A 23,028-nucleotide genomic window follows, 5' to 3' on the forward strand; every position below is an offset into this window, starting at 1 on the left:
ACAAAAGCTAAATTATCATGGACGCTGATGAGCAGTTTGAAAGCTTAGTTCAATCTAATGAAAAAATGCATTAGCAATGGTGTTATGTAATTAGTTAAAATGAATTCTTATTTTTGAACATTAATAAATTTAGTTATGAAAACGACTATTAAGATTATAATAGTGTTGCCTTGCATTCTGTTATTCTCATTTTCAAAATCAAATAACCAAGACAATATAATCGTCAAAAATGAAAAAGTCGAATTGGCTGGCACTGGTTTTAAATTTACCGAAGGTCCAGCTGTAAATTCAAAAGGACAGGTTTATTTTACAGATCAGCCCAACGACAGAATTCATATTTGGGATCAGAAAAAAGGCATTTCACTTTATTTAGAAGGCACTAAAAGGTCAAACGGAATGTACTTTAATGCAAAAAAACAATTGGTTGCATGTGCCGATGAGAACAATCAACTTGTCTATTTCGACGAAGACAAAAAACCTCATGTAATTATTGAAAATTTTGAAGGCAAACATCTAAACGCCCCAAACGATTTATGGATTGAGCCAAGTGGAGGTATCTATTTTACAGATCCGTATTATCACAGAAAATGGTGGGATAAAAATCACAAGGAGATTCAAGATACGCCTGGAGTCTATTATTTGAATTCAAATGAAAAATTAACTAGAGTTATTAATGACTTTAAAAAGCCCAACGGAATTATTGGAACTCCCGACGGAAAAGTACTTTACGTTGCCGATATTAAAGACAAAAAAATATGGAGATTTAAGATTGAATCAGGTGGTAATTTAAGTGATAAAACTTTTTTTGCTCCTCATGGTAGCGATGGAATGACAATTGATAGTAGAGGAAATGTGTATTTAACTTCTGGCAAGATTTGGGTATACAATCCTGAGGGGAAGCTTATAAAAGAAATTGAAACTCCTGAAAACCCAAGTAATGTGTGCTTCGGAGGAAAGAAAAGAAACATTCTATTTATTACAGCACGTACTTCTGTATATACTTTAAAAATGAAGGTGAAAGGTGTTGATTAGCTTAATTGATAAACAAGTTGAAATGGAGAATGTAAAAATTGTTATTTGGCGGATTTCTCAAATTTCATAAGTAAAAAAAGATATACTTTGTTGTTGATGATGCAATGAGGACCGATTTAATTCAAAGTTTAAAGGATTAGATAAAAATATAAAATTGGACTTAAGTAATACCGGGAAATATAAAGAATGGGTTAAAAAAGGTTTTCCAATTCTTACAAATAAACCTGTTGAAATATATAATATTGTTGATTAAGTAAAAAATACTTTCCCCAACAACTAAGCGTTCGTGTGGCAGGAACTGCCCAATAGGTACGGTGGGTTGATGGTTCCGGTCATTGAATTTCCAGTTCATGGGAAATGATCTATTTTGAGGGACTTTTAGCAAAGGGAATGCCAGGAAATGAAGTTTCTAAAAATGGATTGATTTTGAAAATATTGTAAAGCTGTGGAGTAATCTGCAGCTTTTTTTTGTTTTCGTCTCACAAGATTTCACTAGTGAGTAGAACTAGTGGAGTAGCCTTGAATTAATGGTGCCGTTCGAGTTAAAAGTGACCCAAATAAGAACCTCAATTCTATTTCCAAATAAAAGCATTTTCAATTTTTATGTATGCTTAAAACCGCTATATTTAAGACTTAATTGAGCAGTTTAATTAGTTTTTAGACAAACTGACGTTGCCAACCATTTAAATACGACACTGCAAATATGAAACAGATTTTAATAATAGGATTGATATTAATATCACAGATTGGATTTTCACAGATAAAGGAAATGAATCCATCATCGACTAGATTGTTAGATTTAGGTGTTCAAGGAGAAAAGGACTTTGATAAAAATCAAGAAGCTGGTATGATTGTGATGCAAAAAATGAGTGATGGTACTAAATTCGATGACTTGACAAAAGAGGAAAAAGATGCTTTATCAAAAGTTGATGAAACGATGGAGAGTTATTGGGATATTATCGGAGGAGGTTGTAGTTGGTATTGTGGTGGTGGACCAAAAGAGGTTTCGGCTTCTAGTTATTTAAAATCACAAGGCGAAAATAACTACGAGCCCAAAAACGCTCATGATTCAAATTATAAAAATGTTTGGGTCGAGGGAGTTGATGGTTACGGAATCGGAGAATATCTTTTGTATACATTTTGTGGAGCATCACCCAGAATTAATGAGATTATCGTTGTAAATGGATATGTAAAAAGTAAGACGGCGTGGGAAAACAATTCACGAGTTAAAAAGCTCAAAGTGTATATTGATGATAAACCTTATGCAATTTTAAATCTAAAAGATATTCGTGGTTCACAGAGCTTTAAAGTCCAGCCAATCGGAAATAATGACAGAAAGGATTGGGATGTACTCAAAACCAAGCCAGACTGGACTTTGAAATTTGAAATACTTGATGTCTACAAAGGACTAAAATATGATGATGTTGCAGTTTCTGAAATCTATTTCGACGGATTAGATGTTCACTGTTTTACAAAAGGAACAAAAATCCAATTAGCTGATAAATCAAGCAAAAATATTGAGGACTTAGAAGTCGGTGATTTGGTTGCTTACATGGATTTCGACAATAAAACTATAAAATCAGCCAAGATTGAGAAAACGGAAAAAGTGGTGCATCATGGACTGGTAACTTACCGATTTGAAAGCGGATTGGAAATTACAGCAACACAAGACCATCCATTCAGAATTGAGAATAAAGGTTGGGCTTCTTTAAAACCTGATAATTCTGCACAATACAAAGGATTTGAAAATATTAATAAAATAAGTATTGGAGACTTCTTTTTGGCAGCAAACGGAACGGATAAATTGATTTCGATTGATTTTTTAGAAGGAGAACAAGAAACTTATACTATTTCGAAACTAAGTTCAGGAGATAATTTTATAGCAAATGGGCTGATTGTCGGAGTCGAAGAATTAAAAGATTAAAGGAAAAACGGTTGGCAACAACTAAGCGTTCGTGTGGCAGGAACTGCCCAATAGGTACGGTGGGTTGATGGTTCCGGTCATTGAATTTCCAGTTTATGGGAAATGATCTAATTTGAGGGACTTTTAGCAAAGGGAATGCCAGGAAATAAAGTTCCTAAAATGGATTGATTTTGAAAATATTGTAAAGCTGTGGAGGTATCTGCAGCTTTTTTTTTGTTTTCCTCTCACAAGATTTCACTAGTGAGCATAGCTATCGCAGTGGCCTTTAATCAATGGTGTTTTCAAGGCAAAAGTGGCTAAAATAAAAGCCTCAATTTTATTCAAATTAAAAGCATTTTCAATTTTTATGTATACTTAAAACCGCTATATTTAAAACTTAATTGAGCAGTTTAGTTGGTTTTTAGACGGACTGCCGTTACCTGCAAGCTAAAAATGACGAAAATGAAACAAACCCTGATAATTTTGACTCTGTTAATTTCAGCATTATGGAGTTGCAAAACTAAAACTGAGACAAAGACTAAAACTGCAAGTTCAGAAAAGGAAGAAATTCAAACTATTTCAATCAATAAATTTGAAAACTATGTTTCAACTCTTGAGCAGATTCCATTACCACTGAATCATAATCCATTAGCAGAGCTGCCAAAATTATCAAAACATATAATAAAAGTGGATTTAAAGAATTCAAGCACACTTGGACAAGTAAACCATTAGGAATTCTATATAAAGACAAACAAACTGTTGGGATTATTGATTGTTCTATCGGAGATTGGGGCCTTGTACCCTTCTTGACAACGTATGATGTAAATGGTAACAAAATTGATTCAACAAGTTTCTATAAAAAGAGTGGACAAGACTTGGGATATGAAGCAATAGAACATTTGACTTTTACAAAAGGTCGAACTATAGTAATTATCGATACTGTCAAACGTTGGAAAATAAATGAAGAAGAAGCTGACATAATTGAAGGTAGTTTGCAAATGACGACTGGAATTACTCAATATCAAATATTAGAAAATGGTAAAATTAAAATTAGTAGTACCGCCAGCAGGTAACAAAAGCTATATGTAATGCGGGGTTTAGCGGGTAAATCAACCGCAGTTCTCCGTTGCAACACCGCCAAATCTTTGATTTGTCAATTTATAATTTGAATTAATGTAAATCAAAGTTTTGGCTAAGTGCGGATTTGAAAGTGAAATGCTTCTATGACCCGCAAAACACATAGCAAGCCCGTTGTGCCACATTAAAAACAGAAACTATAAACAATTAGAATGACCATTATGAAAAGAGTAACACTACTATTAGGAGTAATCGCAATTCTTCTTTCTTCCTGTGCTAAAAAGATTGACGGCTCAAGTGAAGAAGCCATGAAATCGTCAATTGAAGAAATTAAAAAATCCTTAGACGATGAAAAAAAGGAAAAGTTTGAAGAGTCAATGAAGTTAATAATGTTTCAAGGACTTGACTTTGGTAAACTAATGCAGGAAGGTGGTGCAGAAGAAACTGTTTCCGATATGAAATCAAAACTTGACGGAAAAACAGCGGATGATCTTATAGCAGAAGGAGAGAAAATCCAAGCTGAAATCGAACGAAAGAAAAAAGATCAAGCAAAAGGTGAAATTGAAGAACTAAACCAGAAAATGGGGCAGGCTGAAAAGGACAAACAAATGCTTGCCAAATTTGAAGTTAAAAGGTCTCGATTTTACAAAAGGAAAAAAGGGACATACTATGTAACTGAAGAACCAATTATAGAGCTTACTGTAAGGAACGGTACTGACAAAGCAGTTTCAAGAGCCTACTTTACAGGAACTTTGGCAAGCCCAAAAAGAAGTGTACCATGGATAAAAGACGATTTCAACTACGAAATTTCAGGCGGACTTGAGCCAGGGGAAGAAGTTACTTGGTATTTAGCACCTAATATGTTCAGCGATTGGGGGAAAGTAGATGCACCAAAAGACGCTGTTTTGACAGTTGACGTGACACAATTGGACGGACCAAATGGAGAAGTAATGTACTCGGTTAACAATTTTGGAGAAGACGAACAAGAACGACTTGAAGAATTGCTTGCGGATTATCCAGAATTTAAAAAATAACGTGGCACAACAAAAGTAACCGTTGCACAAGCAAATAATATTTCTAAAAAATAAGATGAGAGCTTTAAAAGTTTGCTGATTAGCGAGCTTTTAAAGCTCCTTTTTTTAGCTTAAAAATCTCGAAGCTTTACATTAATGAAGGAGTAGGATGATGCTAAAGCAAAAGACTAGGAATATTTTAAATTCAGTTGGCTAAAGCCAAACTGCAATAAATAAATAACACAAAGCATTTGCTGTTGTAAGTAGAAAATTAGAGTGTTTATTACACTTGTTTTCAGGCAACAGATAATAGAATTATAAATGATTGAAATGAAACGAATGCAAAACATCTATTGCAGTTTGGCTTTAGCCAACTGGTGTTGTATAATTAATAGATAGGCTTTAGCCACATATAATAATTTGCATCTCAAATTTTTAAAGGTGTTTTCAATTTTTATGTATGCTTAAAACCGCTATATTTAAAACTTAATTGAGCAGTTTAATTAGTTTTTAGACAGACTACCGTTAGGGCTAATTTTAAAGTAGAACAATGATTAATATTGACCGTTTCATAAAAATGTTTTTGCTCATTCTTTTGGTTTCATGTACGGAAGTGAAAAATGAATATTATGAGAATGGAGTAATAAAAGCCAAGGTTCAGTTAGACACTGAAAATAATTGGCATGGGAAAGTTAAACTTTACAATGATAAAGGAATTATCAATTTTGAGTCTAATTATTATCACGGTAAACCCAATGGATTAGCAAAGTTTTATTACCCTGATGGTAAATTGCGAATGGTTAAGCCTTTTGAAAAAGGCAAAATTAAGGGAGAAGTGCAAGGTTTCGACACATTGGGACAATTGAACTATATTGAGAAGCATCGTAACGATAAATTACTTAGTTATAAATGGTTTAATGCAGAAGGAAAAGTCACTGATAGCTTCACCTATTTAAATGTTGATAGTTTACCAACGCTTTCTGATTTTAAAGTGACATTTTCTCACAATTGTGACCCATTTATTAGTGGCGATACTGTAAATATAGATATTAAACACAGTTCAATTTTCAAAAATCAAATTATTCCGATAGCAAGTAATGGAACTATCATATATCATTGGGAAAAGGATAGTTTCATTTACGAATTTATTCCTAGGAGACCAGGTTATACTTCAATAATAGTAAATCTAAAAGTCAACGACACATTGGAACAAAACATTGGAGTTTTGAAATATGTAGTGAACGAAAAATAAAACTAGCCCTAACAACTAAGCGTTCGTGTGGCATGCAAAAAAACCGAACGAAGTAAAGAAATAAAAAATGATAGAGAAATTTTTAAAAGCAAAACACTGGCAGATATTTATGGTAACATTTGGATTGCCGTTTTTAATTCAAATTATCATGCTGCCAATGACAATAATTGGAAATGACCCAACGGTAATGATGAATGTATTCCCAGTAATAATGATTCTATTTATGGGCGGATTTTTAGGTTGGTTTTGGTCAATTGGAGTAGGATTACAAATGAAAGTACCCAATGATGTAAAAATGAAAGTCAAGAAGTTTAAGGTATTCTTGATTATTCCTTTGATTTATATGCTTTTTATTTCAATGGGGTCAATGTTTAATGGAGCTTTCATGGGTCAAGAACCTAGTCCAGGAATGATTGGTAGTATGGTTGGAATAATTGTTCCATTACATCTCTTCTCAATGTTTTGTATCTTCTATTGCTTATATTTTGTTGCAAAGACTTTTAAGACAGTCGAATTACAGAGAGAGGTGACTTTTGCTGACTTTGCAGGTGAATTTTTTATGATTTGGTTCTTTCCAATTGGAATTTGGATTGTTCAGCCTAAGGTTAATAAAATGATTGAAGAACAGGAATGATAAAGCACGACGGCACAACAAAAGCTAAATTATCATGGGCGTTGATGAGCAGTTTGAAAGTTTAGTACAATTAATAAACACCAGCAAGCCTTGTAAATTTGGTTTGCTCAAAATATAAATAAGTAAATTTAATCGGCTTGCTTACTTGGCGCATTGATAAGGAAATCCATCTTAATCGCCCAAGAAACTAAGCAAGCCCGTTATAAACAAGCAGCGTAAAAATTTCTAAAACAGAACACGCCTACTCATTTTAATAAGTAGGCGTGTTCTGATTCTTATTGCGTTTCTGATAGTGAAAGTAAATATTGTTCTTACGGTTTGAAGTTGAAACTATCGAGATTGATTCAGTAAGTATGATAGAAAATTGGTTTAGTTTGTCCAACGCACTTTTGTGCTTCGCACAAATTGGAATTTCAATTTAAACACATCATTTCTTGTCTAATAGATTGAAAATTCTATTATTCCGAAATTGATTGTATTTATTATATAAATATTTTTTTTTAAGCTAAAAACCTTTTCATGAAAAAGATACTAATATTGTTTGCTCATCCCGCTTTTCAAAAATCTAGAATCAATAAAATCCTGATTCAAGGACTTGATGATATAGAAGGAATTACTCTGCACGATCTTTATCAAGCTTACCCTGAAATGGATATTGATATTGAATCCGAGCAAAGACTGGTCGATGCACACGATATTGTTATATTTCATCATCCATTTTATTGGTATAGCACACCCGCTATTCTTAAGGAATGGCAAGATCTTGTATTAAAACACGGATGGGCTTATGGACACGAAGGGAAGAATTTAAAAGGTAAATTCATATTTCAAGTTTTAACCGCAGGGGGAGAAAGAATGGCCTATTGTCAGCAGGGTTATAATAAGTTTACTATCCGCCAACTATTAAGTCCTTTCGAACAAATGGCCAATCTTTGTAAAATGAATTATCTACCCCCTTTTGTGGTTCATGGAACGCATTCTATCACCATGCAAGAAGTGCTAGAACATAAAACTACCTATTTGGAATTATTAGCTGGCCTACGAGACGAAACCATCAATTTGGATGATTTGGCCAATAGAGAATATTTTAATGATTATTTTACCCAGAAATAGAAAAGATTGATATGGAACAAGGAGGATTCTTTTTTCAGGCATTGGTTTATTTAGCAGCGGCAGTTATTGCTGTTCCAGTAGCCAAAAAGCTAGGTTTGGGCTCAGTATTAGGTTATCTCATAGCAGGTATTATTATTGGGCCATTCCTTTTTGGGTTTATTGGCGAAGAAGGACAAGACGTAATGCATTTCGCTGAGTTTGGTGTAGTAATGATGCTGTTTCTTGTGGGGCTCGAATTACAACCTTCTATGATATGGAAATTACGGAAATCTATTTTTGGACTGGGTGGTTTTCAAACAGGAATTACAGCCGCTATAATCATGGGCATTGCTATTATAATGGGATTTGCCTGGCAAACTGGTATGGCCATTGGTCTTACCTTTGCGCTATCTTCCACAGCTATTGTTATTCAATCCTTAAACGAAAAAGGACTCATGAAAACCGAAGCAGGTCAAAATGCCTTCTCGGTTCTCTTGTTTCAAGACATTGCAGTGATTCCCATTCTTGCGATCCTTCCTTATTTGGCAATTAAAGGATTGGTGCCAGAAACAGCTGATGCAGCTCATCATGCCACTACCTGGGTTGATGGCTGGCCTATTTGGGGAAAGTCTTTATTAACTTTGGGGGTAATTTCTACTATTGTTTTTGCAGGGAAATATTTAATCAGTCCTGCGTTTCGTTTAATAGCTAAAGCCGATTTACGTGAATTATTCACTATTGCAGCTCTCCTCTTGGTTATTTCAACAGCTGCTCTTATGACCATGATAGGACTAAGCCCTGCATTGGGAACTTTTGTAGCGGGAGTGGTTTTGGCACAAAGTGAGTACCGGCACGAGTTAGAAACAGATATAGAACCCTTTAAAGGTTTGCTTCTCGGACTGTTTTTTATCGCTGTTGGAGCTTCTATCGACTTTCATCTAATAGCCGAGAGTCCAAAAATAATTTTTGGATTAGTAGCGATTCTGATAACTGTAAAATTTGTTGTCTTATTTGTTATTGGTTACTTTTTCAAGATGGGGCTCGATAAAAATCTAATTTTCTCTTTCTCACTCGCACAAGGTGGAGAATTTGCCTTTGTACTCTTGTCCTTCGCTACTTCTAATTCCATTTTATCAAGCGATGTCGCGAACCCATTAATTGCTGTCGTTGCTATTTCTATGGCACTCACTCCTCTATTGATGTTGTTCAACGAGAAACTGATACAACCCAGGTTTGGTACCAAAGAAAGTGTAAAAGAAGCTGATGAAATGCAGGAAGATAAAAAAGTAATCATCGCAGGTTTTGGTCGATATGGGAGTACTATTGGAAGATTTTTGCAAACCAATGGTGTTTATGCTACTTATTTGGATATTGACCCCGACAATGTAGATCTTTTGAGAAAGTTTGGCTTAAAAGTTTTCTATGGAGATGCTTCTCGCCACGATTTATTAAATGCTGCAGGAGCAGCTGAAGCAGATCTTTTAATCATAGCCGTTGACGATCCGGAGAAGACAAAAGAAATTGTAGCGGTGGTTAAAAAGCATTACCCAAAATTAAAAATGATTGTAAGAAGCCAATCTTTTTTTGGTGCCTATAGTTTAATAGAGCAGGGTGCTGATCGTATACAATTAGAATTTTTAGATTCAGCATTAAGAATGGGAACCGATGCACTTTGTAATCTGGGCCACAGAAGACATGAGTCCTTTCGCGCATCAAAAACCTATAGAAAAAATGTAGAAAAGTTTATTCCAGAATTAAGTGAGGTTTGGCAAGACAGGTCTTTATTAATCTCCGAAGCCAAAAAAAGAATGCAATTCCTTGAAAAATCTATGTTGCAGGAAAAAGAAGATTTCCATAAAGAAAAAGATATAGGATGGGATGCTTCAGATATTATTAAGGAATTTGGGGAGGATAAAATATAAATTCTTGGTTAATATTGTTTTTAACTCAAAAAACGGAAACTAGAAGTATTGGGATCTTATTTCCTTTCAGATAATTTCTGCTTATAAGTTTATAACTACATTTGAATCTCATAATTAAAGATATGCAACCAGATAACGAAGCATCAGATTTCACAAATAAAGATACGAACATTGCATCCATTAAGGTGCAAGATTTTAATTCTACTGAAATTAATTTGATGGAGGAATACAAAGGAAAACCTCTTCTGATAATAATTTATAACAATCAGTGTTTAGGCTGTACCGGTAGAGCAATTCCTTTTGCTTACCAATGTCAACAGAAATTTGAAACACTTCAGGTAATTGGTATTCATTCCAACTTTGGTAAAAACAGAACTACCGAAGAGGATGTGAAAAGTATTTTTACAATAAATAAATTACCCTTCCCTATTTACTTGGACGAAGAACATAAAGTGTATGATCTGTTTCAGTCAGAAGGAACTCCTCAATGGTTATTGATCACCGCCGATGGACACTTATCCCGTTCTATTTTTGGTTCTCAGGAAGGTTCTCAAAACAGATTAATGTATGCCTTGGAAGAACTTCTTGCATAAAACAGTGTTAAATACTTTTGCCCTATTGGGCAATTTGCTATTTCTAAAACTAAACCAATTTTATTTTTCGTTGATAGCCAATTACAAAACTGAAAGAATTAATCAACAGCCAGTTTATAACAAAAGCTAAATTATCATGGGCGTTGATGAGTTGTTAGAAAGTTTAGTCCAATTAATAAATACCAGTAAGCCTTGTAAATTTGTCTTGCTCAAAATATAGAGAAAAGAGTATTCGGTTAACAGACCACATAATGTAAACCATGTGACTTGTACAACTGTCTCCCTTTATTTACATTAAGGAAATGAACGAAATATCAACCAAATATTTTATTGACAGAAAAGAATGGAGAAAATGGCTCGAAAATAATTTTGAGATCAAGGATGATATTTGGTTGGAATACCCATTAAATAAGACAGGTAGAGAACGAATTTTATACAATGATGCGGTTGAAGAGGCTCTCTGTTTCGGATGGATTGATAGTACGGTTAAATCATTAAATGAAGAGACTACCATTCAGAGGTTTTGTAAAAGAAGAAAGAATTCTTCCTTTTCACAACCCAACAAAGAACGTTTGAAATGGCTTTTTGAAAACAATATGATTCACGACTCAATCAGGAATGAAGTTTTAGAAATAATTGAACAAGAATTCATTTTTCCTGAAGACGTAATTAAACGGTTAAAATCGGATAAAGCTATTTGGGGGAGTTATCAAAAATTTTCAGATTCTTATAAACGAATCAGAATTGCATACATCAATAGTGCGAGAAAGAGACCAGATGAATTTGAGAAGCGTTTGAAAAACTTTATTGACAAGACAAAAGAAAATAAACTAATTAAAGGGTTTGGCGGTATTGACAAGTACTATTGAAAACAAAAACTGCTGCCAACAAAAAATAAACACTATTAAACCGAGCGTTTATTCAAACCGTTCCAGTTATTTAATTAAAACAAGATGCCCCCGATAGCGGGGGCTGTTAGACTTAAAATCCCCCCAAATGAGAACCTCAATTCTATTTCCAAATAAAAGGATTTTCAATTTAGGTATGCTTAAAACCGCTATATTTAAAACTTAATTGAGCAGTTTTATCAGTTTTTAGACAGATTGTCGTCAGCAACAAATAGAAATACAATAGGTTAGCAGTGAAGGTTGGATTTATTGGAGCTTTTCAAATATTAGTAGCGCACATACTTAATGTAGTTGGAAAAATAAAAAGCAATGATTTGACTTTTATTTTACTGAATTTAATTGGTGTAAGTATGGCTTGTTTTGCTTCAATACTTAGGGAAGTCATTCCATTTATTATACTTGAAGGAGTATGGACTATTGTATCGTTAATTTCACTTATATAATATAAAAGAAAACCGTAAATGGCTGGAGAAACAAATTTATCTGAATTACTAAAAGGAATGACTCCAAAACTGAACGATGGAGAATATGTCTTTTCGACAATAAAAGATGTTAGTAAGATTGACCGGAAAAACACTATTTGTGAATTCAAAGAAAAGGAAGGAACGACTATTGTTATTGAGAAAGAGAAAGCAGATGAACTAAACTTGAGTTATGAATATATTGCCTCTTGGATTACCCTCATGATTCATTCATCGCTTGATGCTGTTGGTTTAACAGCCATATTTTCGACGGAATTGGCAAAAAATAATATTAGTTGCAATGTAATCGCTGGATATTATCACGACCATATTTTCGTTGATAAAAAAGACTCGGACAAAGCAATTAAAGTTTTGATAAAATTATCTGAAAATCAATAATAAACTAGTTGCTAACAAAAGTGAGCGTTGCACAACCAAATAATATTTCGAAAAAATATCATTTAAACAAAACAGCTATAGCAGTATAGTATATTATGCATAATCCCGAAATAATTTGGATTACCCATAGAATTTGGGACCAACAAGCCATTCTTCACGGAGTATGGCTTGTTTATTTTTTATTGTTTCTTTTGGTAAGCCCTTATTGTTTTGTAGTTTCGGGGTTTGAATATTATAAGTGCTTATTACGGCCGCTGAGACACAATTAGCAAGGGAGTTAGATTGGAAAAATAAAAATTATGACTGAACTGAAAATTAAATAAAAGATACTATGACCAATAATGATATATTTCGCCGTGTTCGCTACGTGTTCGACTTTAGTGATCTCAAAATGATTGAACTTTTTAAATTAGCCAATCACGATGTTGCTAAAGAGGATTTAAGTGGCTGGTTAAAAAAAGAAGATGACCCTTTATTACTAGAAATGACAGATAAAGAACTGGCCATTTTTCTTAACGGATTGATCATTGAAAAACGCGGAAAAAGAGAAGGCCCTCCACCAGAGGCAGAAGATCCTTTAAGCAATAATATGATCCTTCGGAAATTAAAAATTGCATTGGACTTAAAATCAGATGACATCTTAGAGCTGTTCGCCTCAATAAATACAAAAATAAGCAAACATGAGTTGAGTGCTTTTTTCCGTAATCCAGATCATAAAACCTATCGAGATTTCTTGGATCAGTACCTACGACATTTTTTGAAGGCATTGCAAAAGAAATACCGCCGCTAGTGCGCGATTAACTTCGCTGATCTCCACTACCGTTTCGGTAGTATTGCGATCCTTTAGACTGGAAAAGAAGACAATCATTACTCCGCTACCGCACGATTTTAGGTATTTCGTATAGGTCATGGCGGGGAAGTGCTGAATTTCAAGGCTTATAGTCCGCTCAAATTGCATATCGGTTTAATAGGTGGTTCGCCCGCAATCGGCTAGGATTCTCACAGTCAACCTTGTGGGCAATTGCCTTTTTTGATAGGATTGCACATTGTTTTTGAGTGCAGTGATTATAAAATAACCAATAGAAATTGGAGGACATACAAATGAATAATAAATATAAAGTTGGCGATTTAATTTATGATGCGAATATTTATGATGGAATGAATACCAACCTGGCTGATTTGGAATTTTACAAGCGGTGGCTGCCAAAAAATAAGGATGCCCGTATACTTGAGCTTTGTTGCGGCACAGGCAGACTTACTCTTCCAATTGCAAAGGATGGATATGATATTAGTGGGGTAGATTACACTTCTTCGATGCTTGAACAAGCAAAAGTAAAAGCTTCGGCAGGTGGATTAGACGTTGAGTTTATTGAAGCAGATATTAGAACTTTAGATTTGCCGGAAAAATACGATCTTATTTTTATTCCATTTAATTCAATCCATCATTTATATAAAAATGAAGATTTATTTAAGGCTTTTAATGTTGTTAAAAATCATCTTAAAGAAGGAGGTTTATTTCTGTTAGATTGCTTTAATCCGAATATTCAATTTATTGCTGAAAGTGAAAAAGAACAAAAAGAAATTGCTGAATATACAACCAAGGATGGAAGAGAAGTATTGATAAAGCAGATAATGCGATATGAAAATAAAACTCAGATTAATCGCATAGAATGGCATTATTTTATAAATGGGGAGTTTAATTCTATTCAAAATTTGGACATGAGACTGTTTTTTCCTCAAGAATTGGATTCATACCTGGAATGGAATGGTTTTAATATTATTCATAAGTTTGGCGGTTTTGAAGAAGAAGCATTTAATGATGATTCGGAAAAACAGATATTCGTTTGTCAATAAGATGTCTATGTTGGTTCAAATATTGAAATTCTATTTACAAGTAAATGATACATTTAAGACATAAATTAGGCAAGTGGAATATTCCTATATTGGATATGGAATAACTACCCACAATAAGCAGAACTATGAGCGGTCTGCAACACCTAGCGATGAGTTCATCGTCTGTCCCGATTTTGCCTCGGGATTGAAGTACATCCCGGTCAGTAGGCTGGGATTTTTCTTATTATGCGTTTATCCACAGTTATTGTTGTTTTGGAAAGTGTTCTTTGAAATCACTTTGTTGCTGATTCTTTGAACTTAAATATTCTTAAAATAGCTATATTTAAAATTGAATTAAGCCATTTTATGAGTTTTTAGACAGACTGCCATTGTGTTTCATTATGACTCTTCACTGATAAAGCCTAAGTAATAGTAACCAATTTATGAGAAATTTAATCATTGTTCTGCTTGCTGTAGTTTTTTCTTCTTGTGCTACAAAAATACCTGAAAATCAACTTTCAATTCTGGAAAATAACTGGACGAATTACCTACTTAATGAAGAGGTAAAGCAAGAAATGGAAGCCTACTTTTTCGACCTTAAACCTGACGGAACATGGAGCGATTTAGATTACACCAATAGGCAAAGAGGAAATTGGCCACTTCGGAATCACCTTTTTCGAACCATCGAAATGACCAAGGCATATCAACAAAAAGAAAATCAGTACTATAAGAATAAAAGGCTAGGGGAGAATATACAACTAGCTTACAATTGGTGGGTAAACAATGATATTGTAAATCCCAACTGGTGGTATCCTCAAATAGGTGTACCGCAAAATATTGGTGTAATTATGCTGCTAATGCAAGATGAGATTAATGCAGAGCAGTGGCAAAAGGGCATGGACATTATGGATCGTGTTGTGTTTGGAAAAAATACGGGACAAAATCTGGTGTGGGTTTCTTCAAATATTGTTTTGCGCAGCATCCTTAAAAGTGATACGACTCTGCTTGTCGAAGCTACTGGTAAAATACGTAAGGAAATGCAAATGGCAAACAATGCTGAGGGACTACAGCCCGACTACTCGTTTCACCAACATGGACGACAATTACAATTTGGGAATTATGGCCTGCACTTTCTCGAAGATCAGGTGAAATGGATGTTCATATTGAAAGATTCGGAATACAATTATGCGCCAGAGCAAATTGATTTGATGAGAAACTACTTTGCTCAGGGACAACGCTGGGTGATTTGGAAAGGTGTGTACGATATAAACAGCAGTGGTCGTCAGCTTTTCCCGAACGAGCAAGTCAAAAAATACAAGCGGGTACACAAAGCCGCAGTAGAAATGAAGGAAATTGACCCGAATCATATTGATCTATACCAATCAATAAGTGGAGAAAATAAATTGATTGGTGTGAAGCACTTTCCTTTTTCAGAACTAACAGTTCAACGTACAAATGATTACATCTCTACAATTAGAATGTGTTCTAGCCGAATTAAAGGTTCGGAATCGGGTAACGGCGAAAACCTAAGTGGCTACTACCTTGCCGATGGCGCCATGTATGTGATGAAAACTGGCAAAGAGTACCTCAACATTTATCCTTATTGGGATTGGCGTAAAATTCCTGGAACAACTTCGGCTCAAGATACAAGCAAGCTACCAGAAATTGGCTGGGGCAGTTACACTATTGCTAGTGATTTTGTAGGAGCATTGACCCATGAAATGAATGCAATTACAAGCATGCAATACAAACGCGACGGCATAACTGCCAATAAATCGTATTTTCTGTTTCCAGAGTTTACTGTTTGTTTAGGATCGGGAATCAGTGGGCAAAACAAGCAACATTTACAAACTACCATTGAGCAATGTTTCAGTACAAGTCCCTTGTATAGTAAGAATGGCAAAATTTCGATAGCAAACGGGACTGAAAATCTGCGTAGTTTCTGGCATCAGGGTTCAGGCTACATCATAAATCACGGTAATGTAGTTGTGAGTGTAGAGAAAAAGACGGCCAATTGGGGCAATGTTATCGACTGGCGGTCGGAACAGGAAGAAGCGAAAAATGTCTTCACATTAGGCATTGATCATGGGGAAAACGTTAAGAACGGCAAATATGCTTACGCTGTATTTCCAAATATGAATAAAGAAGACCTCGCTAAAATTGATCAGAAACAAGCTTACCAAATACTTTCGAATACAGAAGAAATACAAGCTGTTCAATTCGATAATTACACGTCAATCGTTTTCCATAGGCCTGGAACAATAAAAATAAATAATACAATAGAAATATCTTCCAGTGTTCCTGCAATTTTATTGTGCGAAGAAAACCAAAACCAATTACAAATTGCCATATGTGACCCAACACAGAAATTGGAACTGGGTCAAATAACAGTAAGCAGAAGTAGCAAAGCTGATAATGCAACATCAACACATGAAATAAGCTTCCCAATTGGTATAGATAAAGGAAAACCAGTACTATTGAGCGGAATTTAAATAACACACGAAGCTTAAAAGTATATTATTTGCTTGTTAGTTTATGGATATAATTTTACTATTATTTCAAGAAAATATCAGGATAACAAAAGCTAAATTATAGTGCTCACACTAGCAAGCCATTTAACTTGTCTTGTTCAAAATAAAAACCCATAAAAAAATCCGGTAATCACTTACGATTAGCGGATTTTTTTATGTGAATTCAATATCTATATCGCTTTCAAGAACATATTCCTTTCTCCACTATTTTGAATAGTATAGTTTGTTATCGAATGGTTTCGCGATGTTTCGCAAGAAAGTCATTCCTAAATCGGTAAGCACAAGCTTATCATTAGAGTAGTGACTATTCATTTATTTTAAACGACCGCGCCCCAATCAAGATGTTTACTTTGTCGAAAGCAAATCCCCTTAGAGCATGAAATGATTCATAGATACAGAATGCTACTACTGTAGCAATTGAGAGTACTGGGAAGTATTGGTAAAACCTTTATGCTGTATCGATTCCAAAAGGCTTAGGTGTTGTATTGTGAAAGGTAAAAAGACTAATAGTAAAGAATGTAGTTGGCAAATAAACTGGTTGACCAATTTGGTTTTTTAAAATATTTACATACATTTGTCTAACCAGCGACTGGTTAACCAATTCATTTATGTTTAAGTATAAATAAGCAAATAGTATTGAGATGCCGAAAGAATTATTTGATAATCTAAAAGAAATAGTAATTGAAAAACCTTCTGATAAAATTGCCGACCAAATAAATGAACTCATTTCTTCGGGGCAATTAAAAACAGGGGATAAATTGCCTTCCGAAAGATTTCTTAGTGAAAAACTCAATGTTGGAAGAATTTATGTTCGAGATGCAATTCGAAAACTAGAGTTTTATGGTATTGTAAAAACAGTTCCACAAAGCGGAACCATAGTTGCTGGCAATCAAGACTCTGCCTTTGTTGGAATGCTTACCAATGCTCTAAATTTGATAAATCCCGATTATAAGTCACTAATGCAAGTGCGAAATGTACTTGAAATAGAAGCGGCAGGAAGTGCAGCAGAAAGAGCTCAGCCCGAAGATATTAAGATGATGGAAGAGGCCGTAGATTTATTAGCTAAAAAGGTAGCGGAAGGGGAAGCTGGTTTGGAGGAAGATCTGATGTTCCATGTTCGGATTGCAGAAGCGACTAAGAATGATGTTTTGAAATATCTAATATCATATTTGACAGCACACATGCAAGATTTTTCGAAGAAGTATGATATCTGCCGTAATTCCCGGAATTTAAAGGCACTTAAGGAGCACAGAGTGATTATGGAACACATTAAAAATGGTGATATTGAACAATCCAGAGAATCGATGAGAGACCACCTGTCCAGTCTATTTGATTTTACTCCTAAGCTTAAATAGCAAATTTCAATTGCAACTAATGGAACCATCAGATGGTTACAAAATGAGTACTCATTTGTAATTCAGCCCCTAAAATTAAAGGTCTGGGGTGAAGCAATCAAACTTCTGGCACAATGCCGAATAAAGAATCATCTCGCTTACTAAAAATACAATATGAATTTGAACAAAGTAATCTTTATAATGGGTGTTTCAGGTTGCGGAAAAAGCACCATAGGTAAATTGTTATCTGAAGAACTTAGGATTCCTTTTTTTGACGGTGACGATTTTCATCCTCCATCAAATATCAAAAAGATGAGTAATGGAATACCATTAAATGACGAAGACAGATACGATTGGCTGGTTACACTTAATGAGCTGGCAAAAAATCAATTACAAAATAATAGTTGTGTCATTGTATGTTCAGCTTTAAAAGAAAGCTACAGAGAGATTTTAAGTAGAGATATTAAGAATCAGGTAAAATGGGTTCATTTAGCAGGAAGTTTCGAACAAATTTTAGAGCGACTAAACAATAGAAAAAATCATTTTATGTCCTCCGATTTATTGCAATCGCAGTTTACCACTTTAGAGCAACCAAAGGATGCTTTGGTTGTAAATATTGGTTTAAAACCACAAGAAATTGTTGAAGAAATCACAAAGAAAATAAAGATGAAATCAGAATTTGGCTTATTTGGTTTAGGTGTTATGGGTAAGAGTTTAAGTAGAAACTTAGCTCAAAAAGGATTTGATATTTCACTTTTTAATCGTGAAGCAAAAGGAACAGAAGAAAATGTAGCAATCGACTTTAAGAATGCTCATCAAGAGCTTGAGTCCGCACAAGCATTTTCAGATATCGAAGCCTTTGTAAACTCATTGCAAGCGCCAAGAAAAATTATGTTGATGGTTAATGCCGGTAAGATTACGGATATGGTTATAGAGGATTTGATTCCCTTTTTATCCGATGGAGATGTCTTGATTGATGGTGGTAATTCAAATTATTTAAATACAAAAGAACGCTACGATTATTTAAAAGCTAAGAATATTCATTTTATTGGTGTTGGTGTTTCAGGAGGAGAAGAAGGCGCGCTTAAAGGACCTTCAATTATGCCAGGGGGTAACAAAGAAACCTATAATCTGGTGAAACCTTATTTGGAAAGTATTGCCGCTAAAGATGTTAATGATTTACCCTGCTGTACTTATATTGGTGAAGAGGGCAGCGGGCATTTTGTGAAAATGGTTCATAATGGTATTGAATATGTAGAGATGCAATTGTTAGCTGAAGTGTACACCATTCTAAAACATTTGGGGAATAATCCAGATGAAATTGCTGATATTTTAGAATCTTGGAAATCGACGGCGGATAGTTACCTATTAGGAATTACTGTAGATGTGCTTAGGAGAAAAGAAGGCAACGATTGGTTGGTGAATAAAATAGTGGATAAAGCAGGCAATAAAGGAACTGGGAATTGGACTACAATTGCAACGGCACAATTAGGTACTCCAAGTACTCTAATTGCTTCGGCGTTATTTGCGCGATATACCTCTTTCTATAAAGAAGAAAGACTTCAAGCAAGCCAAAATTTCACGATTAATCCATCAGCGATAAATCTAAATATCGAAGAGGTTCTAAAAGCTTATCAGTTTGCTAGAATTGTAAATCATTACCAAGGGCTTAAATTAATTTCTGAAGCTGGGAAAGCTTATGAATGGCAGCTAAACTTAAGCGAAATAGCTCGGATCTGGACGAATGGTTGCATCATTAAATCTGATTTAATAATGGAATTAAAATCAGTCTTAAAAGAAAATGATAATATTTTAACAAATAAAACAATTATCAATCAAGTCAAATCATTGAAACCATCAATAAACAAAGTGGTGTCTGAATGTATTTTAAATGAGCTGGCGATTCCTTGTTTAAGTGAGTCGGTTAGCTTTTTTAATGGGTATACAACAGCAAATTCATCAGCAAATTTAATACAAGCACAACGCGATTATTTTGGAGCACATACCTATCAACGAACCGATGATGCTTCAGGGAAGTTTCATCACACAAATTGGTAGTATTGACTTACCGGATAACAAATCCTAACTAAACCCTAAAATCATGCCAGAAGCTCAAAAGAAGAAATCATTATTAAAAAGAATAATTGCGATAATTTTAGGTTTTGGGCCTGGGATATTTGCAATTGGATATACCATTGGAACAGGAAGTGTTACTTCTATGATTGTTGCTGGTAGTACGTATGGCATGCAATTATTATGGGTGCTTTTATTAAGTTGTGTTTTTTCAGGAGTACTCATGTTTGCCTATGGGAATTATGCCTTAATTTCAGGTGAAACAGCTCTGTATGGTTTTAAAAAGCATATAAAAGGAGGTAAGGTTTTAGCGATTTTAATAATTGTTGGTATAACATTCGGACAATGGAATTCGCTTATGGGAATTTTAGGGATTTCTGCCAATATGTTGTATGAAATTTTATTAATGAATTTTGAAGGATTAAGACCTTATAAATATGAGTCTGTACTAGCAATTGCTATAATCGTAATTGGTATTTTTTATGGCTTAATGATGGTTGGGAAATATTCGTTCTTCGAGAAAATCTTAGTCATTTTCGTGACTTTTATGGGATTATCGTTTATTCTATCTCTATTTTTTGTGTATCCACTTCCTGCTGATGTTGTTAGAGGGCTTATTCCTTCAGTACCCGAAGTTCCAGGTGGTAAAATGATGGTTGCTGCATTTGTTGGAACAACAATGGCTGCGGCTACATTTTTATCTAGACCTCTTTTTGTAAAAGGAAAAGGATGGACTATCGATAACTTAAAACAACAAAAAAATGATTCTATAACAGCAGCAGTTTTGGTTTTCATTATAAGTGCTTCGGTAATGGCTGTTGCTTGTGGGGCTCTATTTTATCAAGGAAAACCTGTAACTCAAGTATTGGATATGGCAAATACCTTGGAGCCAATTGCGGGAAATTTAGCAGTAACAATTTTCTTCTTTGGAACTTTAAGTGCAGGTCTTTCATCTATCTTTCCTTGTTTACTAATTGCTCCGTTATTAGTTGCTGATTATCAATCTGGAGAGTTGGATACAAGTTCTCGACAGTTTAAGATTATAACTTTTATAGCCTGTTTAGTTGCATTAATTGTACCTGTTTTTGGAGCTAATCCAATACAAATGCAAATTTTATCTCAAGTTTTTAATGTATTCGTTTTGCCAATTGTTGTTCTTGGAATCATTTTAATGATCAATAATAAAAAGGTAATGAAAAACTACAAAACAAGTATTGGGGTAAACATTGGCTTGTATTCTGCATTGTTCTTTTCATGTGTTATTTCATACACGGGTATTTTGGCGATAATAGAGACATTATAATCTTGAGGAACGATTAATAAAACAGTATTTAAAGTTACAACGGCCTTTGTTTTTGCACTTGGCAAGTGCAAAATATTCAACTTACTCTCTAGTGATTTGAAAAGTCTATTTGTTTATTCATTTGATTGCTGTAATTCAGAATGCTAGGTGAAAATACAAGGGAGTATCGAAGTTAAGTTTTGGCGTTTTTTTTGCAAAAATAAAGGCAAGTCGTCTATAACGACAAGTAATAATTTCACTATGATTATTAACTCTATTAATTTAGGAATAAGATGAAGAATAATAAATTAACTGGCAAAAATATTCTAATAACCGCTGGTGCTCAGGGTATTGGTGAATCAATCACCAGACACTTTATTGATAGCGGTGCCAATGTTGCTATCCACTATTTTTCTAGTGCCGATACCGCGAAGCAATTGGTTGAATACGCAACCAGCAAAGGACAAAAAGCGCTTGCTATAAGTGGTGACTTAACAAAGGAAGACGATGCGAATGCAATGGTCGAAAAAGCAGTAGAAGCCTTTGGTGGTCTGGACATACTGATCAATAACGCAGGTTCACTTGTTGCGCGTAGAATGCTGAGTGAAATGGATGCTGAATTCTGGCATAAGGTCATGAATATCAATCTCACATCCATGATGTTTGTGACCCGAGCCGCATCACCTTATCTGGCAAAAAATGACAACAGTAGTATTGTCAACTTGGCATCACTCGCTGGGCGTAAAGGGGGTCACCCAGGCTCACTAGCTTACTCTACCAGCAAAGGAGCTATCCTAACGCTAACACGAGCACTGGCTGCAGAATTAGGGCCTCAAGGCACAAGGGTAAACGCCGTTGCTCCAGGTCTTATCCTTGGAACTTCATTTCACAACACTCATACGACAAAAGAATCAGCGGCTGCAACAACAGCTGGCATTCCAATTCAACGAGCAGGTAACGCAGATGACGTAGCGAGAGCAGTTGTCTATTTGGCGTCGGAATACGATGGTTTTATTACCGGTGCTACACTCGACATCAATGGCGGCGTCTACAATATGTAATTAGTCGTTAAGTTGTATGTGATTGAATACTAAGTCATATGCCAGTTATCCTTACAAGATATAAAATACTAGGTGCTGTTTAGCTCCTGGTGTTTTATGCCTGTCTAATTTTTAAGAATAAATTTATGCTAAAGACTCCGGTAATACACCCAACAATCATGGAAGCGCTTGCGCGTTCAGGCCATTTTGCACAAGTTGTCATTGCTGATGGTAATTTACCCGTTGGTGCCATGACAGGCCCTAACTCGACCACCGTACACCTCAATTTTCGTCCGGGACTATTAGATGCTCTCACAGTGCTTGAAGGCATACTGGAAGTTTGCCCTGTTCAAGGTGCAATTGTCATGGAAAAGCCTGCTGAAGCCAGCGCAGAAATACACGATGCTTATAAAAAATTACTAGGGGACGTAACATGGGACGCGATGGAGCGCTGGGCTTTTTACGACAAAATTAGAGAACCTGCCACCACATTAATAATTCAAACAGGTGAGCAACGTCGTTTTGCAAATTTGATTCTCATTGTTGGCGTAGTAAAAATGGCAGAGGAAAGCGGATTCTAGTTACTTGATGCTTTTTTAACATCAAGAAACTGTATTTGCATCAACACAAACAGCATTAATCCTAAGAA

The 23,028-nt window shown here is 34.9% G+C and carries 21 protein-coding genes; all 21 read left to right on the forward strand.

The genetic code is table 11. The annotated features are described in order from the left end of the window. Window positions 1–135: 135 nt before the first annotated feature. A complete protein-coding gene (locus ALGA_RS17260; protein WP_096431292.1) occupies window positions 136–1,032 on the forward strand; it encodes an SMP-30/gluconolactonase/LRE family protein in 897 nt (298 codons plus the stop codon). Window positions 1,033–1,735: 703 nt separating this feature from the next. Further along, window positions 1,736–2,956, forward strand: coding sequence for an NADase-type glycan-binding domain-containing protein (locus tag ALGA_RS17265; protein ID WP_096431294.1), 1,221 nt, complete (start codon window positions 1,736–1,738; stop codon window positions 2,954–2,956). Window positions 2,957–3,397: 441 nt separating this feature from the next. Further along, on the forward strand, window positions 3,398–3,667 hold the full coding sequence (locus ALGA_RS17270; RefSeq protein WP_096431296.1) for a hypothetical protein: 270 nt from the start codon (window positions 3,398–3,400) through the stop codon (window positions 3,665–3,667). Between the two features lie 143 nt (window positions 3,668–3,810). Next, window positions 3,811–4,008, forward strand: coding sequence for a hypothetical protein (locus tag ALGA_RS17275; RefSeq protein ID WP_096431298.1), 198 nt, complete (start codon window positions 3,811–3,813; stop codon window positions 4,006–4,008). A 225-nt stretch (window positions 4,009–4,233) separates the two neighbouring features. Further along, window positions 4,234–5,046: a DUF6694 family lipoprotein gene (locus ALGA_RS17280; protein WP_162845474.1), complete on the forward strand. Its 813-nt coding sequence runs from the start codon at window positions 4,234–4,236 to the stop codon at window positions 5,044–5,046. A 529-nt stretch (window positions 5,047–5,575) separates the two neighbouring features. After that, window positions 5,576–6,277 (forward strand): toxin-antitoxin system YwqK family antitoxin, encoded by a 702-nt coding sequence (locus ALGA_RS17285; RefSeq protein WP_096431300.1) that lies wholly within the window; start codon window positions 5,576–5,578, stop codon window positions 6,275–6,277. Window positions 6,278–6,344: 67 nt separating this feature from the next. Next, the gene (locus ALGA_RS17290; protein ID WP_145957664.1) at window positions 6,345–6,911 is read left to right on the forward strand and encodes a hypothetical protein; all 567 of its coding nucleotides are present in this window, start codon (window positions 6,345–6,347) and stop codon (window positions 6,909–6,911) included. Between the two features lie 519 nt (window positions 6,912–7,430). Continuing rightward, window positions 7,431–8,024, forward strand: a complete 594-nt coding sequence (locus ALGA_RS17295; RefSeq protein ID WP_096431304.1) for an NAD(P)H-dependent oxidoreductase — start codon at window positions 7,431–7,433, stop codon at window positions 8,022–8,024. A gap of 11 nt (window positions 8,025–8,035) precedes the next feature. Continuing rightward, complete coding sequence (locus tag ALGA_RS17300; protein WP_096431306.1) at window positions 8,036–9,925, forward strand: monovalent cation:proton antiporter-2 (CPA2) family protein; 1,890 nt, start codon at window positions 8,036–8,038, stop codon at window positions 9,923–9,925. A gap of 122 nt (window positions 9,926–10,047) precedes the next feature. Next, window positions 10,048–10,518: a TlpA family protein disulfide reductase gene (locus ALGA_RS17305; protein ID WP_096431308.1), complete on the forward strand. Its 471-nt coding sequence runs from the start codon at window positions 10,048–10,050 to the stop codon at window positions 10,516–10,518. 302 nt (window positions 10,519–10,820) lie between these two features. After that, entirely contained in the window at window positions 10,821–11,387 is a 567-nt protein-coding gene (locus ALGA_RS17310; protein ID WP_096431310.1) for a YdeI/OmpD-associated family protein, read from the forward strand. Between the two features lie 272 nt (window positions 11,388–11,659). Further along, on the forward strand, window positions 11,660–11,869 hold the full coding sequence (locus tag ALGA_RS23740) for a CBU_0592 family membrane protein (protein ID WP_096431312.1): 210 nt from the start codon (window positions 11,660–11,662) through the stop codon (window positions 11,867–11,869). A gap of 18 nt (window positions 11,870–11,887) precedes the next feature. Continuing rightward, window positions 11,888–12,286 carry an ACT domain-containing protein gene (locus tag ALGA_RS17320; protein WP_096431314.1) on the forward strand — a complete coding sequence of 133 codons (399 nt, stop codon included), beginning with the start codon at window positions 11,888–11,890 and terminating at the stop codon, window positions 12,284–12,286. Between the two features lie 331 nt (window positions 12,287–12,617). After that, window positions 12,618–13,076 (forward strand): YehS family protein, encoded by a 459-nt coding sequence (locus tag ALGA_RS17325; protein WP_096431316.1) that lies wholly within the window; start codon window positions 12,618–12,620, stop codon window positions 13,074–13,076. Between the two features lie 311 nt (window positions 13,077–13,387). Continuing rightward, window positions 13,388–14,140, forward strand: coding sequence for a class I SAM-dependent methyltransferase (locus ALGA_RS17330; protein WP_096431318.1), 753 nt, complete (start codon window positions 13,388–13,390; stop codon window positions 14,138–14,140). A 422-nt stretch (window positions 14,141–14,562) separates the two neighbouring features. Beyond that, window positions 14,563–16,611, forward strand: a complete 2,049-nt coding sequence (locus ALGA_RS17335; RefSeq protein WP_096431320.1) for a polysaccharide lyase family 8 super-sandwich domain-containing protein — start codon at window positions 14,563–14,565, stop codon at window positions 16,609–16,611. Window positions 16,612–17,291: 680 nt separating this feature from the next. Continuing rightward, window positions 17,292–18,005 (forward strand): FadR/GntR family transcriptional regulator, encoded by a 714-nt coding sequence (locus ALGA_RS17340; protein ID WP_096431322.1) that lies wholly within the window; start codon window positions 17,292–17,294, stop codon window positions 18,003–18,005. A gap of 153 nt (window positions 18,006–18,158) precedes the next feature. Then, the gene (gndA, locus tag ALGA_RS17345) at window positions 18,159–20,042 is read left to right on the forward strand and encodes an NADP-dependent phosphogluconate dehydrogenase (protein ID WP_162845475.1); all 1,884 of its coding nucleotides are present in this window, start codon (window positions 18,159–18,161) and stop codon (window positions 20,040–20,042) included. Window positions 20,043–20,085: 43 nt separating this feature from the next. Continuing rightward, window positions 20,086–21,360 (forward strand): Nramp family divalent metal transporter, encoded by a 1,275-nt coding sequence (locus ALGA_RS17350; protein ID WP_096431324.1) that lies wholly within the window; start codon window positions 20,086–20,088, stop codon window positions 21,358–21,360. A 272-nt stretch (window positions 21,361–21,632) separates the two neighbouring features. Beyond that, complete coding sequence (locus ALGA_RS17355) at window positions 21,633–22,400, forward strand: SDR family NAD(P)-dependent oxidoreductase (RefSeq protein WP_096431326.1); 768 nt, start codon at window positions 21,633–21,635, stop codon at window positions 22,398–22,400. Window positions 22,401–22,525: 125 nt separating this feature from the next. Further along, entirely contained in the window at window positions 22,526–22,960 is a 435-nt protein-coding gene (locus ALGA_RS17360; RefSeq protein WP_096431328.1) for an RbsD/FucU domain-containing protein, read from the forward strand. Window positions 22,961–23,028: the final 68 nt, after the last annotated feature.

Origin of the sequence: Labilibaculum antarcticum (assembly GCF_002356295.1) — a bacterium.
In the GTDB taxonomy this organism is placed as follows: Bacteria; Bacteroidota; Bacteroidia; order Bacteroidales; family Marinifilaceae; genus Labilibaculum; species Labilibaculum antarcticum.